The following is a 16,744-nucleotide window of genomic DNA, read 5'->3' as shown; positions in this document are numbered from 1 at the left end:
ATACACCCGCATCCGGCCGTGCCAGAGCGGCGACGCCCAACATTCCCTCAAGACTGTGGACACAATCGCCTCAGGAGGAATTGCGGTGCGAGGCAAACTGTCCGTTGTGATCAGAGCAGTTGGGTTCCGATGCTCTATCGGCAAGGGCGCCGACTTCACGTGGCCTACGGGCTCGAACCCGTGAGCAGCTCGCCGCGGGCGCCATGCTTCCCGGGCCCGAGGCTTCGTCCGGGAAGTACCTCGGGTCGCCCTAGCGCATGAGTCCTGCCTGATGCGCGAGCAGTGCCGCCTGTACCCGGCTGTCCGAGCCGGTCTTGTCCAGGATCGACCGGACGTGTGACTTGACCGTTCCCACGCTGATGCCCAGCCGTTTGCTGATCTCCAGGTTGGACAGGCCCTCGCCCAGCATGGCCAGGACCTCGCGTTCGCGGTTCGTCAGGCCGGCCAGCCGCTGGTCCGGTCCGGTGGTCACGGCACTGGCCGCGCCGCCGCGCAGCATCCGCTGGATGACGGTCCCGGTGACTCCGGGAGAGAGGACCGCGTCTCCGTTGGCCGCCGCCCGTACCGCGCTGATCAGCTCCTGCGGGCCCTCGTCCTTGAGAAGGAAGCCGGTGGCGCCGGCCGCCAGGGCCCGCATAACGTTCTCGTCGTCGCCAAAGGTGGTGAGCATGACGACCTGCGGGGCGGGATCGAGAGCGAGCAACTGCTCGATGGCGGCGAGCCCGTCGAGGACCGGCATGCGGATGTCGAGCAGTACGACGTCGGGCCGGTGCTCGGCGGCGAGGCGGATGGCGTCGGCGCCGTTAGCTGCCTCGCCGACCACGTCGATGCCGTCGGCGTGCCGGAGGATCAGCCGTACGCCGTGCCGGATCATCTGCTCGTCGTCGGCGAGCAGTACCCGGATCGCGGAGCCGGACGCGGGGCCCGTCGAGTCGGCGGCTTGGTCAGTCATGTGTCCTGCTCCCACGGGGCGGCTGTGGTTCGGTCACCACCGGCACGGTGAAACGGTCGATCGAGATCAGGATGTCGGAGCGGAAACAGTAGCGGACGATCGGCAGCCGCCCGCCCTTGGCCTTCTTGTCCACCCACGGGTACATGCAGTCGGTGGCGGATGCCGGGCGGTGCGGTTCCCGGCCGGCGGCGGCCGCGCGCACTATGTCGTCGTCGGTGATCCACTCGCGCTGGACCTGCTCCCGCGTCATCCCCACCCGGGGCTCGAAGGGGTGGTAAGGGCGGCTCGGCCGCGCCTCGTTCACCAGGATGACCCCGAACAGCATCATCGCCCCCACGCCCGCCAGGCCGAGCAGCCCGACGGCCGCACTCGTCAGGCCCCGCTGAAGGCGCCGGCCCGCCCTGACGGGCGTGCTGCCCTGCGGCCGCTCCTCGTGCGGTGCCGCGTCCGCTACGTTCTCCGCTTCCTCCGCCTGCGCCCCGGAAGCAGGGTCCGCGGGGATGTCCGCCGTCACGCTGAACCCGCCGCCCGGCGTCGCACCCGCCTCCACAGTGCCGCCCAGCAGAGCCACCCGCTCCCGCAGCCCCGTCAGCCCGCGCCCCGAGCCCAGCCCCGTAGTGGCGGCGGGCGGCACGGGAGGAACGCCATTGCGCACCCGGACCGTCACCCGCTCCCCGGAGTGGGTGACGGCGACGGTCACATGGGCCCCGGCCGCGTACCGGTGGACGTTGGTCAGCGACTCGCGTACCACCCGGTGCACCGCCCGCCGCACCCGTGCCGGCCGCGCATCCAGATCATCCCCGTCCCACGAGAACTCGACGGGCACGCCCACGCCGCGCGACTCCGCCACCAGCGCCTCGATGTCGGGACGGGTGCCGGTCGCGTCGGTCAGCGCGTCCGTGCCGGTGTCCCGCCCCAGCGGGCCCAGAACCCCCAGCGCCTCGCGCAGCTCCCGCATCGCATCGCGGGTGGCACCGCGCACCAGCGACGCCTCTTCCCGTAGCTCCGGGGCCTGCTCCCGTAGCGCCATCTCCAGGCCGCCGGCGTGCAGCGAGATCAGGCTGAGCCGGTGCCCGACCAGATCGTGCATCTCCGCGGCGATGCGCGAGCGCTCGTGCATCCGCGCCTCGCTGTCAGCCAGCCGCCGTGCCTCCTCGGCGGCGGCCGTACGCTCGCGCAGCGCCCTCACCAGCCGGTCCTGCTGCCCGCCCGCGGTACCGACCAGGCCCGGAATCAGGACGGTGGTCGCGGCCAGCACAGCACCGAGTACGAGCCCGTACGGCCTGCTGCCCAGCCCGGTCGCGGGAGCCGACGCGAAACCGGCCAGCACGGCCGACGCAAGCCCCGCCAGCAGCACCGCACCACGCCATCGCCGCACCTCCGTCTGCCGGGCCGCGGTGTACGAGGCCACCGCGGTCAGCAGTCCCGTGGCAGGAAACACCCCCATCAGCGCGGACAGCCCGAGCAGACTCCACGCCGGGAACCGGCGCCGCACCAGCACCAGCCCGATCCCAGCCAGCGCCAGCACCACCATGACCGAGCCGTCGAGCGTCATGCCCAGCATCGACGGCTGTCCCCGGTACCAGTCCAGCGCCTGGTACGTCAGCAGTACCAGCAGCCCGGCGAGGGCCGCCTCACCCGCCGCCCGCCACAGCTGCCGCCCCTGTTCCCCGGGCCCGGTGAAGGGACTCCGGGTGGGCGGACGCTGGGCTGCGGTCGGTGGGGCACTGGACGGCATACCGCCGATTATGGATCTCACCTGGGCCGGTCCCCTGCGACTCACGGAGGAGCTGGTCCTCCACCCAAAGGCAGACGGCCAGCCGGCCGCACAGACCGATCGCCGGCTGAGGAGCCGCTACGCGGCCTTGAGGCGCTTGACCCAGGTGACCGAGCTGCTGCTGCCAGGGGCCTGGATGAAGACCCGGGCCGGAATGGCTACGACATGTTCCTGGTTGGTGCTGGTGTCGAGGTCGCGGACGGAGGGAGCGGTGCCCCGCCGTCCTCCTCAACGGCGCGTGTGGCACCCCGGCCGCCGCCCCTCTGTGGGGGAGGCAAGCGGCGGCCGGCTGACTGCCCACCGTGCCCAGCGGTGATCGGGGTCGATGTCATCTCAGGCGGGTCGCCTTTGAGGCGGGCCCCGGTTGTCTCGCCGAGTTCGGTGGGTGCGCAGCGGAGGCGTGGGTGGGCGGGAGCGGGTCTCGGTCGTGTCGAGCGCCTGCCACACGCGGTGGGGGGCGAGGTCGAGATGCTGACCGGAGAGGCGTTCTGCGAGGTAGCCGAGGACGAGGGCGGCGCGGTCGGTGTACTCGACGGCCTCGCCGGGTGGGCATGCAGGGCCTCGCGGAGGACGCCGTCACGGGCCTCCTGCGCGTCGGCGCCGTAGAGGTTCCTGAGGTCGCCCGGGAGGGAGGCCGGCGGTGTGGGTGAGGAGGTGGTGGGCGGTGGCCTGTCTGGGGGGCGTCCGGGGGTTGCGTCGAAGGGGGACAGGCATCTCGGCGTGCGTTATCCGTCCGCACGTGCGCCGACAGGCTTTGTGTAACGGTGGCGGTGGCGAACCGTGTGAGGCCGAGGCTGGGGCGCCAGTCGGCATGGCGGTATTCTGTTCGTAGATTCGTCGAGGTGATGAAATTTCGAACAGGGGAGGGACGTCGTGGGGCGCCTTGTGCCTGCAGTGACTCGCGCGCTGGACATTCTCGAGCTGTTTCTCGACGGGGACGGCACCCTCGCCGCCCCGGATATCGTGCGCAGGCTGCAGCTTCCCCGGACCACCGTGCATGAGCTGGTGAGCACGCTCGCGGCCCGTTCCTACATCGTGCCGGTGCCCGAAGAGCCGGGCCGATACCGTCTCGGGGTGCGGCTGTACCAGCTGGGCAGTCGGTACGCCGAGCAGCTCGACCTCGCCGCAGAGGGGCAGCGGGTGGCCCGTTCCGTCGCCGAAACCTGTGACGAGACCGTGCATGTGGCTGTCCTGGAGGGCGCCGATGTCATCTACGTCGCCAAGGTCGATTCCACGCATGCCGTGCGCATGGTCTCGGCTGCAGGTCGGCGGCTTCCGGCGCACTGCACCGCGGTCGGGAAGATGTTGCTGGCCTCACTGCCCGAGAGCGAGCTCGATGCCCGCATCCCCGACGGGGCCGAACTGGTCGCCATGACGCCGTACAGCATCACCGACCCCGGCGTTCTGCGCGCCGAACTCGCGTCGATACGCGACCGCGGTATCGCCGGCGAGGAGCGCGAGTCCAACCCGGACGTGTCCTGTGTCGCCGCGCCGGTCAGGGACCGCTCGGGTCATGTCGTCGCGGCGCTGTCGATCTCCGTGCCGATGATCCGGTGGAGCGATGAGCGCCGCACAGCGCTGGAGGAACTTGCCGTCAAGGGAGCCGCGGATCTGTCCGCCCGGCTGGGGCACCGGGGCCCAGAATAAGCCCGCTCGCCCTGCACGGCGCGCTGTGGGCCGGGGCGATGCGCAATGGCGGGCGCATGTACTGAGTCGACTCGCCGATACGGCGGATCGGCGTCTTCGGCGTCGCCGAAGGGACTGGCTGCGGAGGAACCAGCGCCTCCTCGCGGTGATCGAAGAGGGGCGCTGGGTTCCGCGACGGGCTCACCGTGGACGTCGAGGGCTGCATCTGGGCTGCCCACTGGGGCGGTGGCGCGCCGCGGCGCTACACATCGCAACGTGACCTCGACCGGGTGATCGAACTGCCGTTGCGCCAGCCGCCCGCGTGCGCCTTCGGCGTGGCGCGGGCGCAACGACCTGTGCATCAGTACGGCGCGCGTGGGGCTCGTAGACCTGCATCCCTGTCCGGCTTCCCTGCTCGCGCTGCCAGATACCGGCCACGGACCGGCGCAGCCGCCCTTCCCCAGATGAAGCTCCCCATGACGTAGTCAGGGGCCACGGTCCTTCGCATCACAACACTGGATGTTCGATATACCGACCAGTGTTCGGAGTTTTGGTCAAAACCATTGACTCCACGTTTCGTCGGCGTCTACCGTCCGTCCGAAGTCGCGTCAGTGGGTCGATATTTCGAACGACCTCGGAGCCGAAGGAGCCACGCGATGCCCGACCTTCCCCGTACGACCCGTCCGAGAAGCGCCCGCACTGCGCTGGCCGCCGGCGCCGCACTGCTCGCCTGTCTGACGCCGGCGCTGCCCGCCGCGGCGGCACCGGCCACACCGTACGGCGCCGGCGCGGCCACGGCCTCGCCGGCCTCCGCCCCTCCTGAAGCCGGCTATCCGGATCCTCGTCCACTCACCGGCCACACCGTGGTCCACGACCCCTCGGCAATACGCCTCAAGGACGGCACCCTGATCGTCTATGCCACGCACGCCGGGCTGGAGGCGCACGTCTCACGCGACGGCAAGCACTGGGGGCGGGCGGGCTCCGCCTTCGAGACCGTCCCCGACTGGTGGCGCACCTACTCGGCCGAGGGCGACGCTTGGGCTCCGGAGCTCGTGTACCGCAACGGCACCTACTGGCTCTACTACGCCGTCTCGTCCTTCGGTTCCAACAACTCCGCGATCGGGCTTGCCACTTCGCCCACTGGGCGCCCCGGCAGCTGGACCGACCACGGGAAGATCTTCGCCAGCTCCACCGCCGACAAGTACAACGCCATCGATCCGGGCATCGTGGAGAGCCGCGGCAAGCTGTGGATGGCCTTCGGCTCGTTCTGGACCGGCATCTACATGATCGAGCTTGACCCCCGCACCGGCCGACCGGCCGCCACCGGCGACGACCTGACGAAGTATCACCTGGCGACCAGGCCCGACGCACCGCACGCGGTCGAGGCACCCTACGTCGTCAAACACGGCCGCTACTACTACCTGTTCGTCTCCTACGACCGCTGCTGCGCCGGCACCGACTCGACATACAACATCCGCGTCGGACGCGCCACAAAGCCCACCGGCCCCTACACCGACCGCGAAGTCACCCCGATGACCGAGGGCGGCGGCACGCTGCTGCTGAAGGGACACGGCCGCTACATCGGCCCCGGCGGCCAGTCCGTGCTCAAGGACCGCGGCCGCTACCTGCTCATCCACCACTACTACGACGCCGAGGACAACGGCACGCCCAAGCTCGGCATCAACTCCCTTGCCTGGGGTCACGACGGGTGGCCCTCGGTGGCCCCCTGACCCCGCCTGGTGCCCATCCCCACCTGCTCGTACGCCCGGAGAGACATCTCACGGTTCCAAGCCGTCAAGCCGCCACTGCTAGAAGGGAGGGAAAGGCCTGATGCTCATCGAAAAGTTCGCCGGTCTTGAGGCAGGGGAAGTGCTGGCCCAGCATGCGATTGAACAGGTGTCGTTGGGCCTGAGCATGCCAGTCCCCGGCCTCGCGTCGGTGGCGGTAGTGGGCGGCGGCCATCGGGTTGACGGCGAACACCTTGCGCCTGCCCTGGCGCAGGGCTGCGACGAGCAGTCCGCGGCTGGTCTCGATCGCCACCGGGATCGGGGCGTCCTCGGTGTCGCCGTACTCAGCGAGCAGGTCCAGCAGCAGCTGGTAGCCGGCCGCGTCATCCATGATGCGGCGCTTGGCCAGGAGCTGGCCGGTGTCGTCGATCAGGGCGATGTCGTGGTGGGTCTCGGCCCAGTCGATTCCGCAGTAGATCAAGTTGTCCCTCCCCTTGTTCGTGCTGTTCGCGCTGGTTGCGAGCGCATGAGGGCCACGCGGCGACCTAATTCAAGGACTCGAACCATCGGGTCGGTCCGCCATCTCACAAGCCGTTCGCGGCACCAGCTCACCCCACGGGCCTCGGTCTGCTCCAGAACTCGACGGTTCGGGACTTGTAAGAGGTCACCGTGCGGCGGGCTCGCACCACAAACCCCAACGAGCGGACGCCGAGCGGGGTGGTGGCGGCCACGACAGCGCCGGGCGCCACCGGTCTTTCGGGAGGCCTTGCCAGCCGGGACACACATGAGGCGTCCGCCCGGCGCCGACGAGGCCGCCACCACCCCATCAGCTGGATCCGTCCGCCGGTCTCTCGGAAGGCCTCAACGGCCAGGACCCACATGAGGCGTCACGCATCCAGCCCTCGAACAGTCCGGGGAGCTCAACGCTCCGTCCGGAACCGCTACTCACAGAATTAGGACCTCATGGCTCCCAGCCCTCCGGACCGCACCGCCCGCTTCTCCCTCGACCCCGCCTTCACCGTCGGCGAGGTCAGCCCCCGGCTCTTCGGCTCCTTCGTCGAACACCTCGGGCGCTGCGTCTACACCGGCATCTTCGACCCCGATCACCCGTACGCCGACGAGGCCGGCCTGCGCACCGACGTGCTCGCGCTGATCCGCGAGCTCGGTGTGACCACGATCCGCTACCCCGGCGGCAACTTCGTCTCCGGCTACCGCTGGGAGGACTCCGTCGGCCCGGTCGAACAGCGGCCCCGCCGACTCGACCTGGCCTGGCGGAGTACCGAGACGAACCGCTTCGGTCTCAGCGAGTTCCTCGCCTTCCTCAACAAGGTCGGCCCCCGGACGGAGCCGATGATGGCGGTCAACCTCGGCACGCGCGGCGTCGCGGAGGCCGTCGCACTCCAGGAGTACGCCAACCACCCGTCCGGCACCGCCCTGTCCGACCTGCGGATCCGGCACGGCGACAAGGAACCGTTCGGCATCCGGCTGTGGTGCCTGGGCAACGAGATGGACGGCCCCTGGCAGACCGGGCACAAGACCGCCGAGGAATACGGCCGGCTCGCCGCCGAAACGGCGCGCGCCATGCGCCAGATCGACCCGGCCGTGGAACTGGTCGCCTGCGGCTCCTCCGCCCAATCGATGCCCACCTTCGCCGCCTGGGAGGCGACGGTGCTGCAGGAGACCTACGAGCTGGTCGACTACATCTCCCTGCACGCCTATTACGAGGAGAAGGGCGGCGACCGCGACTCGTTCCTCGCCTCCGCCGTGGACATGGAGTCCTTCATCGCCAACGTCGTCGCGACCTGCGACCACGTCGGGGCGCGGCTGAAGTCGAGGAAGCGGATCAACCTGTCGTTCGACGAGTGGAACGTCTGGTACCTGAGCCGGTTCGAAGCCGAGGCCAAGGCCAATCCGCTCGACTGGCCGGAGGCCCCCCGGCTGCTGGAGGACAGCTACAGCGTCACCGACGCTGTCGTCTTCGGTTCCCTGCTGATCGCCCTGCTGCGGCACGCCGACCGGGTCACGGTCGCCTGCCTCGCCCAGCTCGTAAACGTCATCGCACCGATCATGACGGAGCCCGGCGGCCCGGCCTGGCGGCAGACGACGTTCTTCCCCTTCGCGCAGGCATCCCGGTACGGCCGTGGGCAGGTGCTCGACGTACGCGTCGACTCGCCCACGCACGAGACAGCCGCCTACGGCGAGGTGCCTCTGCTGCACGCCACGGCCGTGCACGATCCCGACACGGGTGCCGTCACCGTCTTCGCGGTCAACCGCGACCAGCACGATCCGTTGCCGCTGCGCATCGCCCTCACGGGCCTGGGGCTGACCGGGGTCGCGGAACACGCCGTGCTCTCCGACGCCGACCCGGACGCCCGCAACACTCTCGCCGAGCCCGAACGCGTCACCCCGCATCCGGGCGACGGCGCCGAGCTCACCGGCGACGAACTCGCCGTCACGCTCGAACCGCTGTCCTGGACCGTGATCCGCCTGAACTGACGCATCCCGTCGCCGTCCTGCCGTGCCGTCGCGGCCGCCGAGCCGCCCCCACCACCCAAGCCCCCTCGTGACTCTCGTGAAAGACGAGCCGCCATGCAGCACTCATCTCACCTCAGCCGGCGCCGTGCGCTCGCCGGCGGGCTGGGCGCTCTCGCCGCCGCGGGCGCCCTCGGCCCGCTCGCCGCGGGGTGTGCCGCGCCCACAGCCACCGCCTCCGGTAAGACCGGTCTGCGCTTCTGGCACCTGTTCGGAGGCGGCGACGGCGTCAACATGCAAGGCATGCTGGACGCGTTCCGGAAGGCGCATCCGCAGATCGCGCTGGAGGACACGGTCCTCCAGTGGGGCGCCCCGTACTACACCAAGCTCGCCATGGCGGGCGCCGGCGGCCGCGCACCCGAACTCGCCGCCCTCCACATGGCCCGCGTCCCCGGCTTCGGCCCCGGCCGCCTGATCGACCCGTTCGACCTCGACCGGCTGGCCGAACACGGCATCCGCGCCAAGGACTTCCCGGCCACCGTCTGGCGGCGCGGGCGGATCGACGGCAAGCAGTACGCCGTACCCCTCGACACCCATCCCGTGGTCCTCTACTACCAGACCGAGATCTGCAAGAAGGCGGGCCTCATGGCCGGCGGCCGGCTCAAGCCCCTGCGTAGCCCTGCCGAGTTCGCCGACGCGCTGCGCGCTGCCAAGAAGGTCACCGGCCGGCCCAGCCTGGTCACCGAGACACTCGGACCAGACTGCATCACCCCCTGGCGGCTGTTCCGCACCTTCTACGCCCAGACAGGCGCAAGGGTGCTGTCCCCGGACGGCACACGGCTCGCCCTTGAGGACGCCAAGGCACTGAAGGTGCTGGACTACATGGCATCCCTCGTCGAGGAGGGACTGTGGGCGCGCCGCGTCGACTACGGAGCGAGCGTCGCCACCTTCAACCAGGGCCACACCGCCTTCCAGCTGAACGGCGTCTGGGAGGTGACCAGCTACCGGACCGGCGGCGTGCCGTTCTCCATGACCGCGGTACCCGCCCTCTTCGGCCACCCCGCCGCGCACGCCGACTCCCACGTCTTCGTCCTGCCCCACCAGGCCGACCGCGGCGGCGGCCCGGAGGAGGCGGCCTACACGCTGGTCGCCTGGATGCTCAAGCACTCAGTGGACTGGGCCGCCGGCGGTCACATCCCCGCCTACCTGCCCGTCCTCGACGACCCTGCCTACCTCCGCCTCAAACCGCAGTCCGAGTACCGGGACGTGATCAACCACGTCGTGCTGGACGAACCGGCCTGGTTCGCCGGGTCCGCCTCCCGGATGTGGATCGAGCTCGGCGAGGTCCTCTCCTCCCTGCTCACCGGGGACCGCACGCCCCGCGCCACGCTGGCCGAGATACGCCACCGGCTCCAGCAGCTCCTCGACACCCGCAACCCCCTTCCGGGAGCAGCGTCATGACCACTGTGACCCCCACGGCCGGCGCGGCCCCAGGCGCCGGGACCCGCCTGCCGGACGCGGCCGCCCGGCCCGCGGCGCTCCGCCACAAGTGGACCGAGCACGGGCTGATGTTCGTCGGCCCGTTCCTGATCGTCTACGCCCTGTTCCTTCTCTGGCCCCTGCTCTACGGCGCCGGAATGAGCCTGACCAGCCAGAACATCTCGGGCCACGGTGGCGAGTTCGTCGGCCTCGACAACTACGCCGAGGCGGTGGCCGACCCCCAGATGTGGGCCTCGCTCGGGAACACCGTGTGGTTCACCGTGCTGTCCACGGTGCCGCTGGTGGCCGTCGGCCTGGTGCTCGCCCTGCTCGCCCACCAACTCCGGGTGGTGCAATGGCTGTGGCGGCTGAGCTGGTTCGCACCGTTCCTGCTGCCGTCGGGCGTGGTCTGCCTGCTCTTCGCCCAGATGATCTTCCCCAGCGACTACGGTCTTGCCGACCAGCTGCTGGCATCCGTCGGCCTGAAGCCGGGCATCGGATGGCTGAGCGACGAACGCTACGCGATGCTGTCCATCGTCCTCACCACGGTCTGGTGGACCGTCGGCTTCAACTTCCTGCTCTACCTCGCAGCCCTCCAGACCATTCCACAGCACCTGTACGAGGCGGCCGAACTCGACGGCGCCGGCGCCTGGAAGAAGCTGTGGCACATCACCCTGCCGATGCTGCGCCGCACCACCGGCCTGGTCCTGGTCCTCCAGGTGCTCGCCTCACTGAAGATCTTCGACCAGGTGTACATCATGACTGGCGGCGGCCCGGACGACGCCACCCGCCCCATCCTCCAGTACGTCTTCCAACAGGGCTTCACCGGCTACCGGATCGGCTACGCCTCGGCCGTCTCGTACATCTTCTTCGCTCTCATCCTCATCATCGCCCTCGTGCAGCCCCGGCTGTCCCGCCGCAGAGAGGAGGCCGGCAAATGAGCCACGCCGCCATCCCGAAAAGCCGCCGTGTCGCCGACCGCCCGGACCGCACCCGCACTCGTACCCGTAGCGGACTTCCGCGCTGGACACCCGGCCGGATCTGCCTGCTGGCCGTCGCCCTGCTGCTCGCCGCCGTCTGGCTGCTGCCGCTGGCCTGGGCTGTGGCCACCTCGCTCAAGCCCGAGGGCGAGACGACGAAGACCGCGCTGGAGTGGATTGGCTCCAAGGTCACCTTCGAGGCGTACGCCAAGGTGTGGGAGTCCGGAGACCTGCTGCGCTGGACGGTCAACTCCTTCTACATCTCCGTGATGACCACTCTGCTGACGGTCGTCCTGTGCGCGATGGCCGCCTATGGCTTCACCCGCACCGAATTCCGCGGCCGCAAGCTGCTCTACGGCGTCGTGCTCGCCGGCATCATGGTCCCTCCGCAGGTCCTGATGGCGCCGCTGTTCCTCCAGATGGTGCAGCTGGGGCTGGTGGACACCTACTGGGGAGTGATCCTGCCCCAGGTCGCCGTGCCCGCGATGGTCTTCATCCTGGTGAAGTTCTTCCAAGGCGTACCCCGTGAGCTGGAAGAGGCGGCCTTCGTCGACGGGGCGGGCCGCTGGCGGGTCTTCTGGACCATCGTCATGCCCCTGTCGCGGCCGGTCCTGGCCGCGGTCGCGATCTTCACGTTCATCTCCACCTGGAACAACTTCCTCTGGCCGTTCCTGGTGACCACGGACCCGGCCGGCATGACCCTCCCTGTCGGCCTGGTCAACGTCCAGTCCGGATTCGGCACGCGCTACGCACAGATCATGGCCTCGCTGGTGATCGCCGGACTGCCGCTCGTGTTCGTCTTCATGCTGTTCCAGCGCCAGATCGTGCGCGGCATTGCGCACACCGGTCTCGCGGGGCAGTGACGCGTCCGGGGCCCGGCCGCGGGGCCGGGCACTCGGGACGGCTCAGCCGCTCCTCGCCCTCAGCTCTGTCACCTCGTGGTCGATGGCGTAGAAGATCTTTGGATCGGCGAAGGCGAGGGTTTGCATGACCCTGGAAGCGCGCAGGGTGTCGCGGCGGCGGATGAGGGTACCCGACGTGGCGTAGCGGGTGAGGAAGGCGGCCTCCTCCAGCGCGGTGTCCTCGCCGCCGACCACTGCCAGATGCTGCCCTATGAAGAGGAACCCGTCGCAGGTGGCTCACCAGGACACCCCGCAGCCGGACAACTCGCCCTCGCGCGGAATGGCCGGACGGCTACGCGCCGGGGACGCCGATGTGGTGCTGCTCGACCGCGTCAGCGAGGAGCCGTCTTATGGTGTGGCGCAAGTTCCGTGGCTTGCCACAGTCAGTCACCCGGCGCTATTGCGGAGAGGCCAGCGTGTCCGGATGCGATCGGTGAATCTGCGTCATTCAGTCCGCGCGATCATCCTCGACGAAGACGACCGCATCCTTCTGTGCAGGATCGAGATCCCGGATCCTGTGGGGACGGCCGTATGGGCGGCCCCCGGTGGGGGAATAGAGCACAGCGAGACGCCGCTCGGCACACTGCGGCGCGAACTGAGGGAAGAGGTGGGGCTCGTCTTCGATACGGATCCGCCGCACGTGTGGCACCAGGAAGTCGTCGCGCCTGGTCACGCCGCGGGCTACGACGGTGTGGTCAACGACTACTTCCTCGTGCGCACTGCTCGCTTCGAACCTTGCGGCATCCTGTCCGACGGCGAACTCGCAGCCGAGAACATCAGCGGGCTGAAGTGGTGGCGCCCCCAGGACATCGCTGGCTATCACGGGCCCGATCTGTTCTCCCCACGCGACCTCGCCACCCCACTGAGCGCATTGGTCAGCTTAGGGATCCCGGTCGAACCGGTGTCGCTCGGCCTGTGACATCCCGGTCATCGGCCCGCCTGGTGATGTGATCCATCATCAGCGCTGTGTGACGCCCGGTCAGTCCATGGGGCCGGTGGGCGGGAGTTGTCTACCGCGAAATCGCCGACCTGCCGCTGCTGGTCCGGCACGTGGTCGCCTTCCGCCGCGACAGCTCGTTCGCGGCACAGGTCCCACAGCCCTGACCGGAGCCTCCCACCGACTGGGCACCCACCAGGGAAACCTGAGCCGCCGGCTACAACGGATCGAACGAGCCACCGTCCTGATCGTCTTCCATCGCAACCACCGCGGCGCCATGCCGACCGCGGCGGGACGGCTCCTGCTCCACGGAGCCGATGCGCTGCTCCTGCTGGTCGATCAGCTACCCGCACCGCACGTCCCCCCATTCCCTCCCCCAACCTCGTCCCCTTCTTCCCCCCACACGACGGATAGGCCGCACAGACCGTGGAGGACCTAGCTCGGCCCCCGGCGGCGGTCACAACTCGGCCGGGAACCGCCGCAGGCTGCCCGGCAGCCGCGAGCCGAGTGGGGACATGGCGGTGTGGGCCCCGTGCCGGGCCAGCAGGTCCAGGGCCAGGCGGCCGCGGCGAACGCGCTCGCGCGCCGTACTGAGTACCGTCTCTCGCAAATGGGCCCCGGACGGATAGATCGACGGCGCCTTGGCCAGGCCGAACTTGAGATAGAGCGGCGCTCCGCGCCGGATTAGCTCGGCGACCTCGTACATGCGGATGTAGCCGCCAAGGTCGTCCGGCGCCTCGATGTACATGTCCATCGGCGCGGCGCTGACCCGGCGGATCTCGGTGAGGTGGGCGAGGGTGAGGTCGCTGGGCACGTTGAGGGAGTCGGCGCCGAGCCGCTCGTACACGGCGTAGGCGGCCGGGTTGACGGGGCCGATCAGGGCAGAGACCTTGAGGGTGGTGTCGGCCGGAACGAGTCCCTGCTCCCGCGCGCGGTGCAGGGTCCACAGCACGCCCTCGTCCGCGACGAGCAGGCACTTGACGCCCAGTTCGGTGGCGCGCAGGGCGTCCTCCACGCAGCCGGCGACGGCGTCGTGGCCGCGGGCGCGCAGCCCGCCGCCACGCGAGTCGGTGCGGGTGGAGCCGCCGATGTCCCAGGTGCCGCGGGGGCCGGTGAACAGGCACAGTTCGACGGAGCGTTCGGTGGTGGCCTTCACCATCTCGGTGATCTCGGCATCACTGAGCATCCAGACGCCGCTGCCCTGGCTGACGCGGTGGACGGGCACCTCCAGGCACTCGGCTTCCTCAAGCACCGCGGCCAGCGCCTCCGGCCCTTCCACGGAGGGTATTTCAGTGCGCCAACGGCCGCCGTCGGGGAACGTGTGCGGGGACGCGTCGGCGGGCGACGGCTCGGGGGGGCCGAGGCCGAGCGGGCCGAGGGCGCGTTCGCCGGGGCGGCGGACGGAGGGGGACTGAGGCACGGGAATCTCTCCTCGAGGTTCGAAATACCGAATGCAGTTCGCGGTCGTGGGCGTACGAAGGGTTCGGGTGGCGGGTGTACGCCGGTACGGGGTCTGGGAGAGCAGGCCGTACCGGCGTACGTCAGAGGGCAGGCGGCCTCCCTGGGGGCCCGCCTACGGATGCAGCAGCACCTTGCCGACGTCGGGGTCGCCGCTGCCGACCAGCTCGATGGCCCGCTCGAACTCGGCGAGCGACAGCTCGTGCGTGACCAGGGGAAGGGGGGACAGCAGGCCGGCGGCGAAGGCCCGTACCGCGTGTGCCCAGGCCGCCGGTGGAGCTCCGAACACGGTGTGCACCTCCAGCTGCCGTACGACGAGGTCGGTCGGGTCCGGGCCGTCGGCGCCCGGTGCCGGGATGCCGGTGAGCACCAGGCGTCCGCCGGGGCGAGCCAGCGCGGCCGAGGCGCGGGCGGCGGAGGTGGACCCGGCGGCTTCGACGACCAGGTCGAAGCCGCCGAGGTCCGGGTCCCAGGTCTCCCAGGCGTGGAATCCGGTCGCGCCGAAGGTGCGGGCGGCCGCCGCGCGTTCGGGCCGGGTGTCGACGACGGCCAGTTCGGCCGGCGAGGCGGCGGAGAGGAGTTGGGTGGCGAGGAGTCCGAGGGTACCGGCGCCCACCACGGCGGCCCGCTCGCCCGGGCGCAGGTTCGCCTTGAGCGCGGCCGCGGCGACGCAGGCCGCGGGTTCTAGCAGGGCTGCGGCCGTCAGGTCGGTGTCGTCGGGCAGGATGTGCAATAGCCGCGCCGGGAGGGTGAGTGTCGAGGCCATGGCGCCGGGCTGGGTGAAGCCGGTCTCCTCGTACCCGGCGGTGCACAACGTGCTCTCCCCGGTGTGGCAGCGCTCGCACACCTGGCAGTTGCGGAAGCCCTCGCCGACGACCTTGCGGCCGGTCAGCCAGGCGGGAACGCCGTCGCCGACCGCCTCGACCGTTCCCGACCACTCGTGGCCGGGGATAACGGGGTAGCGGACGTACCCCTCGGGTCGGCTGCCCTGGTAGATCTCGCGGTCGCTGCCGCAGATCCCCACGCTGTGCACCCTGACCAGCGCCTCGCCGGGCCCGGGACTCCGGGGGGTGTGCGGGGTGAGGCGGCAGGCCCCCGGGGCGCTGAGGACGACCGCGAGCCCGTCGGCGCTCATGCCTCGCCTCCGCCGGGGGTGCGCTTCTCCCAGCCCTCGGCCCACAGGTCGAACCGGGCGCGCTGCTGCGGGAATTCGGCCGCCGCCTCCACATCGAACTCGACGCCGAGCCCGGGGGCATGGGAGATCTCGAAGCAACCGGTCTCCGGGTCCACCTGCGGGGCGCCCTTGACCACCTTCTTGATCTCGGCGTCCGCGAAGTCGTTGAAGTGCTCCAGGACCTTGAAGTTGGGAGTGGTGAAGCCGACTTGGAGGGAGGCCGCAGTGAGCACCGGACCGCCGACGTTGTGCGGGGCGACGAGCATGTAGTGGGTCTCGGCGGTGGCCGCCAGCTTGCGCGTCTCTCCGATGCCGCCGATGTGCCCGAGGTCCGGCTGGATGATGTCGGCAGCCTGGCTCTCGAACAGCTCCCGGAACTCGATCCGGTCGTGGATGCGCTCACCGGTCGCGATCGGCAGGTCCACCTTGTCGGCCACCTTGGACAGGGCTTTGAGGTTTTCCGGCGGCACGGGCTCCTCCAGCCACGCTGGCCGGAACGGCGCCATCTCTTTCGCCAGGCGGATCGCGGTCGCCGGCGCGAAGCGGCCGTGCATCTCCAGCATCAGCTCGGCGTCCGGCCCGATCGCGTCACGGACGGCCTCAATGAGCGAGATGGCGTAGCGCGACTCCGCGTGCGACAGCTCGTAGCGGCCGGTCCCGAACGGGTCGATCTTCAGCGCCCGATACCCGCGGGCCATGACCGCCTGGGCGGCCTTGTGGTACGCCTCCGGGGTGCGCTCGGTGGTGTACCAGCCGTTGGCGTACGCCTTGACCCGGTCGGTCACCTTGCCGCCGAGCAGCTGCCACACCGGCACGCCGAGTGCCTTGCCCTTGAGGTCCCAGCAGGCCATCTCCACACAGGCGATGCCGGACATGACGATCTCACCGGCCCGCCCGTAGTCGCCGTACTTCAGACGCCGGACGAGGTCCTCCACGGCGAACGGGTCCGAACCGGCGATGTGGTTGACCTCGGCCTCGCGGAGATACCCGATGAGCGCGTCGGTGTGGCCGAGCATCCGGGTCTCCCCGACGCCCGTGAGGCCGTCGTCGGTGTGCACCTGTACGTAGGTCAGGTTCCGCCAGGGTGTCCCGACCACGTGGGTGCTGATTCCGGTGATGCGCACGAAGCCACTCCCTGAGTGTTCGAAATTTCGGCATGCGTTCGAAATCTTGTCGTGACGGTAGAGATACGGGTGTGGCGGTGTCAATAGGTCCGGCGTCTCGGGGTGTTGCTGTCGGATGTTGGATCCCTTGACCGAT

General features: G+C 70.1%; 15 protein-coding genes and 2 pseudogenes. 9 read left to right on the top strand and 8 right to left on the bottom strand.

Translation table 11 applies throughout. The features are described 5' to 3' along the window. Positions 1 to 250: 250 nt before the first annotated feature. The 3 genes and pseudogenes from BKA18_RS05425 to BKA18_RS05415 all read right to left on the bottom strand — a co-directional run. A complete protein-coding gene (locus BKA18_RS05425; protein ID WP_366045173.1) occupies positions 251 to 952 on the bottom strand; it encodes a response regulator in 702 nt (233 codons plus the stop codon). Then, positions 945 to 2,690, bottom strand: a complete 1,746-nt coding sequence (locus BKA18_RS05420; protein WP_366045172.1) for a sensor histidine kinase — start codon at positions 2,688 to 2,690, stop codon at positions 945 to 947. Before BKA18_RS05420 ends, BKA18_RS05425 begins: the two co-directional genes overlap by 8 nt. Positions 2,691 to 3,062: 372 nt before the next feature. Continuing rightward, positions 3,063 to 3,230: pseudogene (locus BKA18_RS05415) on the bottom strand (hypothetical protein); the annotation flags it as partial. 372 nt (positions 3,231 to 3,602) lie between these two features. Here BKA18_RS05415 and BKA18_RS05410 point away from each other — a divergent pair. The 3 genes from BKA18_RS05410 to BKA18_RS05400 all read left to right on the top strand — a co-directional run bounded on the left by BKA18_RS05410 (position 3,603) and on the right by BKA18_RS05400 (position 6,085). Continuing rightward, complete coding sequence (locus BKA18_RS05410) at positions 3,603 to 4,376, top strand: IclR family transcriptional regulator (RefSeq protein WP_366045171.1); 774 nt, start codon at positions 3,603 to 3,605, stop codon at positions 4,374 to 4,376. A 185-nt stretch (positions 4,377 to 4,561) separates the two neighbouring features. Continuing rightward, the gene (locus BKA18_RS05405; protein WP_429638173.1) at positions 4,562 to 4,840 is read left to right on the top strand and encodes an SMP-30/gluconolactonase/LRE family protein; all 279 of its coding nucleotides are present in this window, start codon (positions 4,562 to 4,564) and stop codon (positions 4,838 to 4,840) included. 171 nt (positions 4,841 to 5,011) lie between these two features. Then, positions 5,012 to 6,085: an arabinan endo-1,5-alpha-L-arabinosidase gene (locus BKA18_RS05400; protein ID WP_366045170.1), complete on the top strand. Its 1,074-nt coding sequence runs from the start codon at positions 5,012 to 5,014 to the stop codon at positions 6,083 to 6,085. A 205-nt stretch (positions 6,086 to 6,290) separates the two neighbouring features. Here the strand turns inward: BKA18_RS05400 and BKA18_RS05395 are convergent. After that, positions 6,291 to 6,563, bottom strand: a pseudogene (locus BKA18_RS05395) (IS110 family transposase); the annotation flags it as partial. Positions 6,564 to 7,045: 482 nt separating this feature from the next. Here BKA18_RS05395 and arfA point away from each other — a divergent pair. The 4 genes from arfA to BKA18_RS05375 all read left to right on the top strand — a co-directional run bounded on the left by arfA (position 7,046) and on the right by BKA18_RS05375 (position 11,876). Continuing rightward, a complete protein-coding gene (arfA, locus tag BKA18_RS05390; RefSeq protein WP_366045169.1) occupies positions 7,046 to 8,578 on the top strand; it encodes an arabinosylfuranosidase ArfA in 1,533 nt (510 codons plus the stop codon). Between the two features lie 93 nt (positions 8,579 to 8,671). Beyond that, positions 8,672 to 10,015, top strand: coding sequence for an extracellular solute-binding protein (locus BKA18_RS05385; RefSeq protein ID WP_366045168.1), 1,344 nt, complete (start codon positions 8,672 to 8,674; stop codon positions 10,013 to 10,015). Then, complete coding sequence (locus tag BKA18_RS05380) at positions 10,012 to 10,974, top strand: carbohydrate ABC transporter permease (protein WP_366045167.1); 963 nt, start codon at positions 10,012 to 10,014, stop codon at positions 10,972 to 10,974. Before BKA18_RS05385 ends, BKA18_RS05380 begins: the two co-directional genes overlap by 4 nt. Beyond that, positions 10,971 to 11,876 (top strand): carbohydrate ABC transporter permease, encoded by a 906-nt coding sequence (locus BKA18_RS05375; protein WP_366045166.1) that lies wholly within the window; start codon positions 10,971 to 10,973, stop codon positions 11,874 to 11,876. The genes BKA18_RS05380 and BKA18_RS05375 overlap by 4 nt, the downstream gene beginning before the upstream one ends. Positions 11,877 to 11,918: 42 nt before the next feature. Here the strand turns inward: BKA18_RS05375 and BKA18_RS05370 are convergent, their stop codons facing one another. Continuing rightward, positions 11,919 to 12,110, bottom strand: coding sequence for an NAD-binding protein (locus tag BKA18_RS05370; protein WP_429638172.1), 192 nt, complete (start codon positions 12,108 to 12,110; stop codon positions 11,919 to 11,921). A 37-nt stretch (positions 12,111 to 12,147) separates the two neighbouring features. Between BKA18_RS05370 and BKA18_RS05365 the strand changes: the two genes are divergently transcribed. Continuing rightward, positions 12,148 to 12,834: an NUDIX domain-containing protein gene (locus BKA18_RS05365; RefSeq protein WP_429638171.1), complete on the top strand. Its 687-nt coding sequence runs from the start codon at positions 12,148 to 12,150 to the stop codon at positions 12,832 to 12,834. 67 nt (positions 12,835 to 12,901) lie between these two features. Further along, positions 12,902 to 13,291 (top strand): LysR family transcriptional regulator, encoded by a 390-nt coding sequence (locus BKA18_RS05360; protein ID WP_366045387.1) that lies wholly within the window; start codon positions 12,902 to 12,904, stop codon positions 13,289 to 13,291. Between the two features lie 18 nt (positions 13,292 to 13,309). Here BKA18_RS05360 and BKA18_RS05355 read toward each other — a convergent pair whose 3' ends face one another. The 3 genes from BKA18_RS05355 to BKA18_RS05345 all read right to left on the bottom strand — a co-directional run bounded on the left by BKA18_RS05355 (position 13,310) and on the right by BKA18_RS05345 (position 16,608). Further along, complete coding sequence (locus BKA18_RS05355) at positions 13,310 to 14,272, bottom strand: hypothetical protein (RefSeq protein WP_366045165.1); 963 nt, start codon at positions 14,270 to 14,272, stop codon at positions 13,310 to 13,312. A gap of 153 nt (positions 14,273 to 14,425) precedes the next feature. Further along, complete coding sequence (locus BKA18_RS05350; RefSeq protein ID WP_366045164.1) at positions 14,426 to 15,445, bottom strand: zinc-dependent alcohol dehydrogenase; 1,020 nt, start codon at positions 15,443 to 15,445, stop codon at positions 14,426 to 14,428. After that, positions 15,442 to 16,608 (bottom strand): mandelate racemase/muconate lactonizing enzyme family protein, encoded by a 1,167-nt coding sequence (locus BKA18_RS05345; RefSeq protein ID WP_366045163.1) that lies wholly within the window; start codon positions 16,606 to 16,608, stop codon positions 15,442 to 15,444. Before BKA18_RS05345 ends, BKA18_RS05350 begins: the two co-directional genes overlap by 4 nt. Between the last annotated feature and the right edge of the window lie 136 nt (positions 16,609 to 16,744).

This window comes from Streptomyces auratus (assembly GCF_050433025.1).
GTDB classification, from domain to species: Bacteria; Actinomycetota; Actinomycetes; order Streptomycetales; family Streptomycetaceae; genus Streptomyces; species Streptomyces sioyaensis.
The sequence above is the reverse complement of the archived record's forward strand: the minus strand, read 5'-3'. Positions and strand labels throughout refer to the sequence as shown.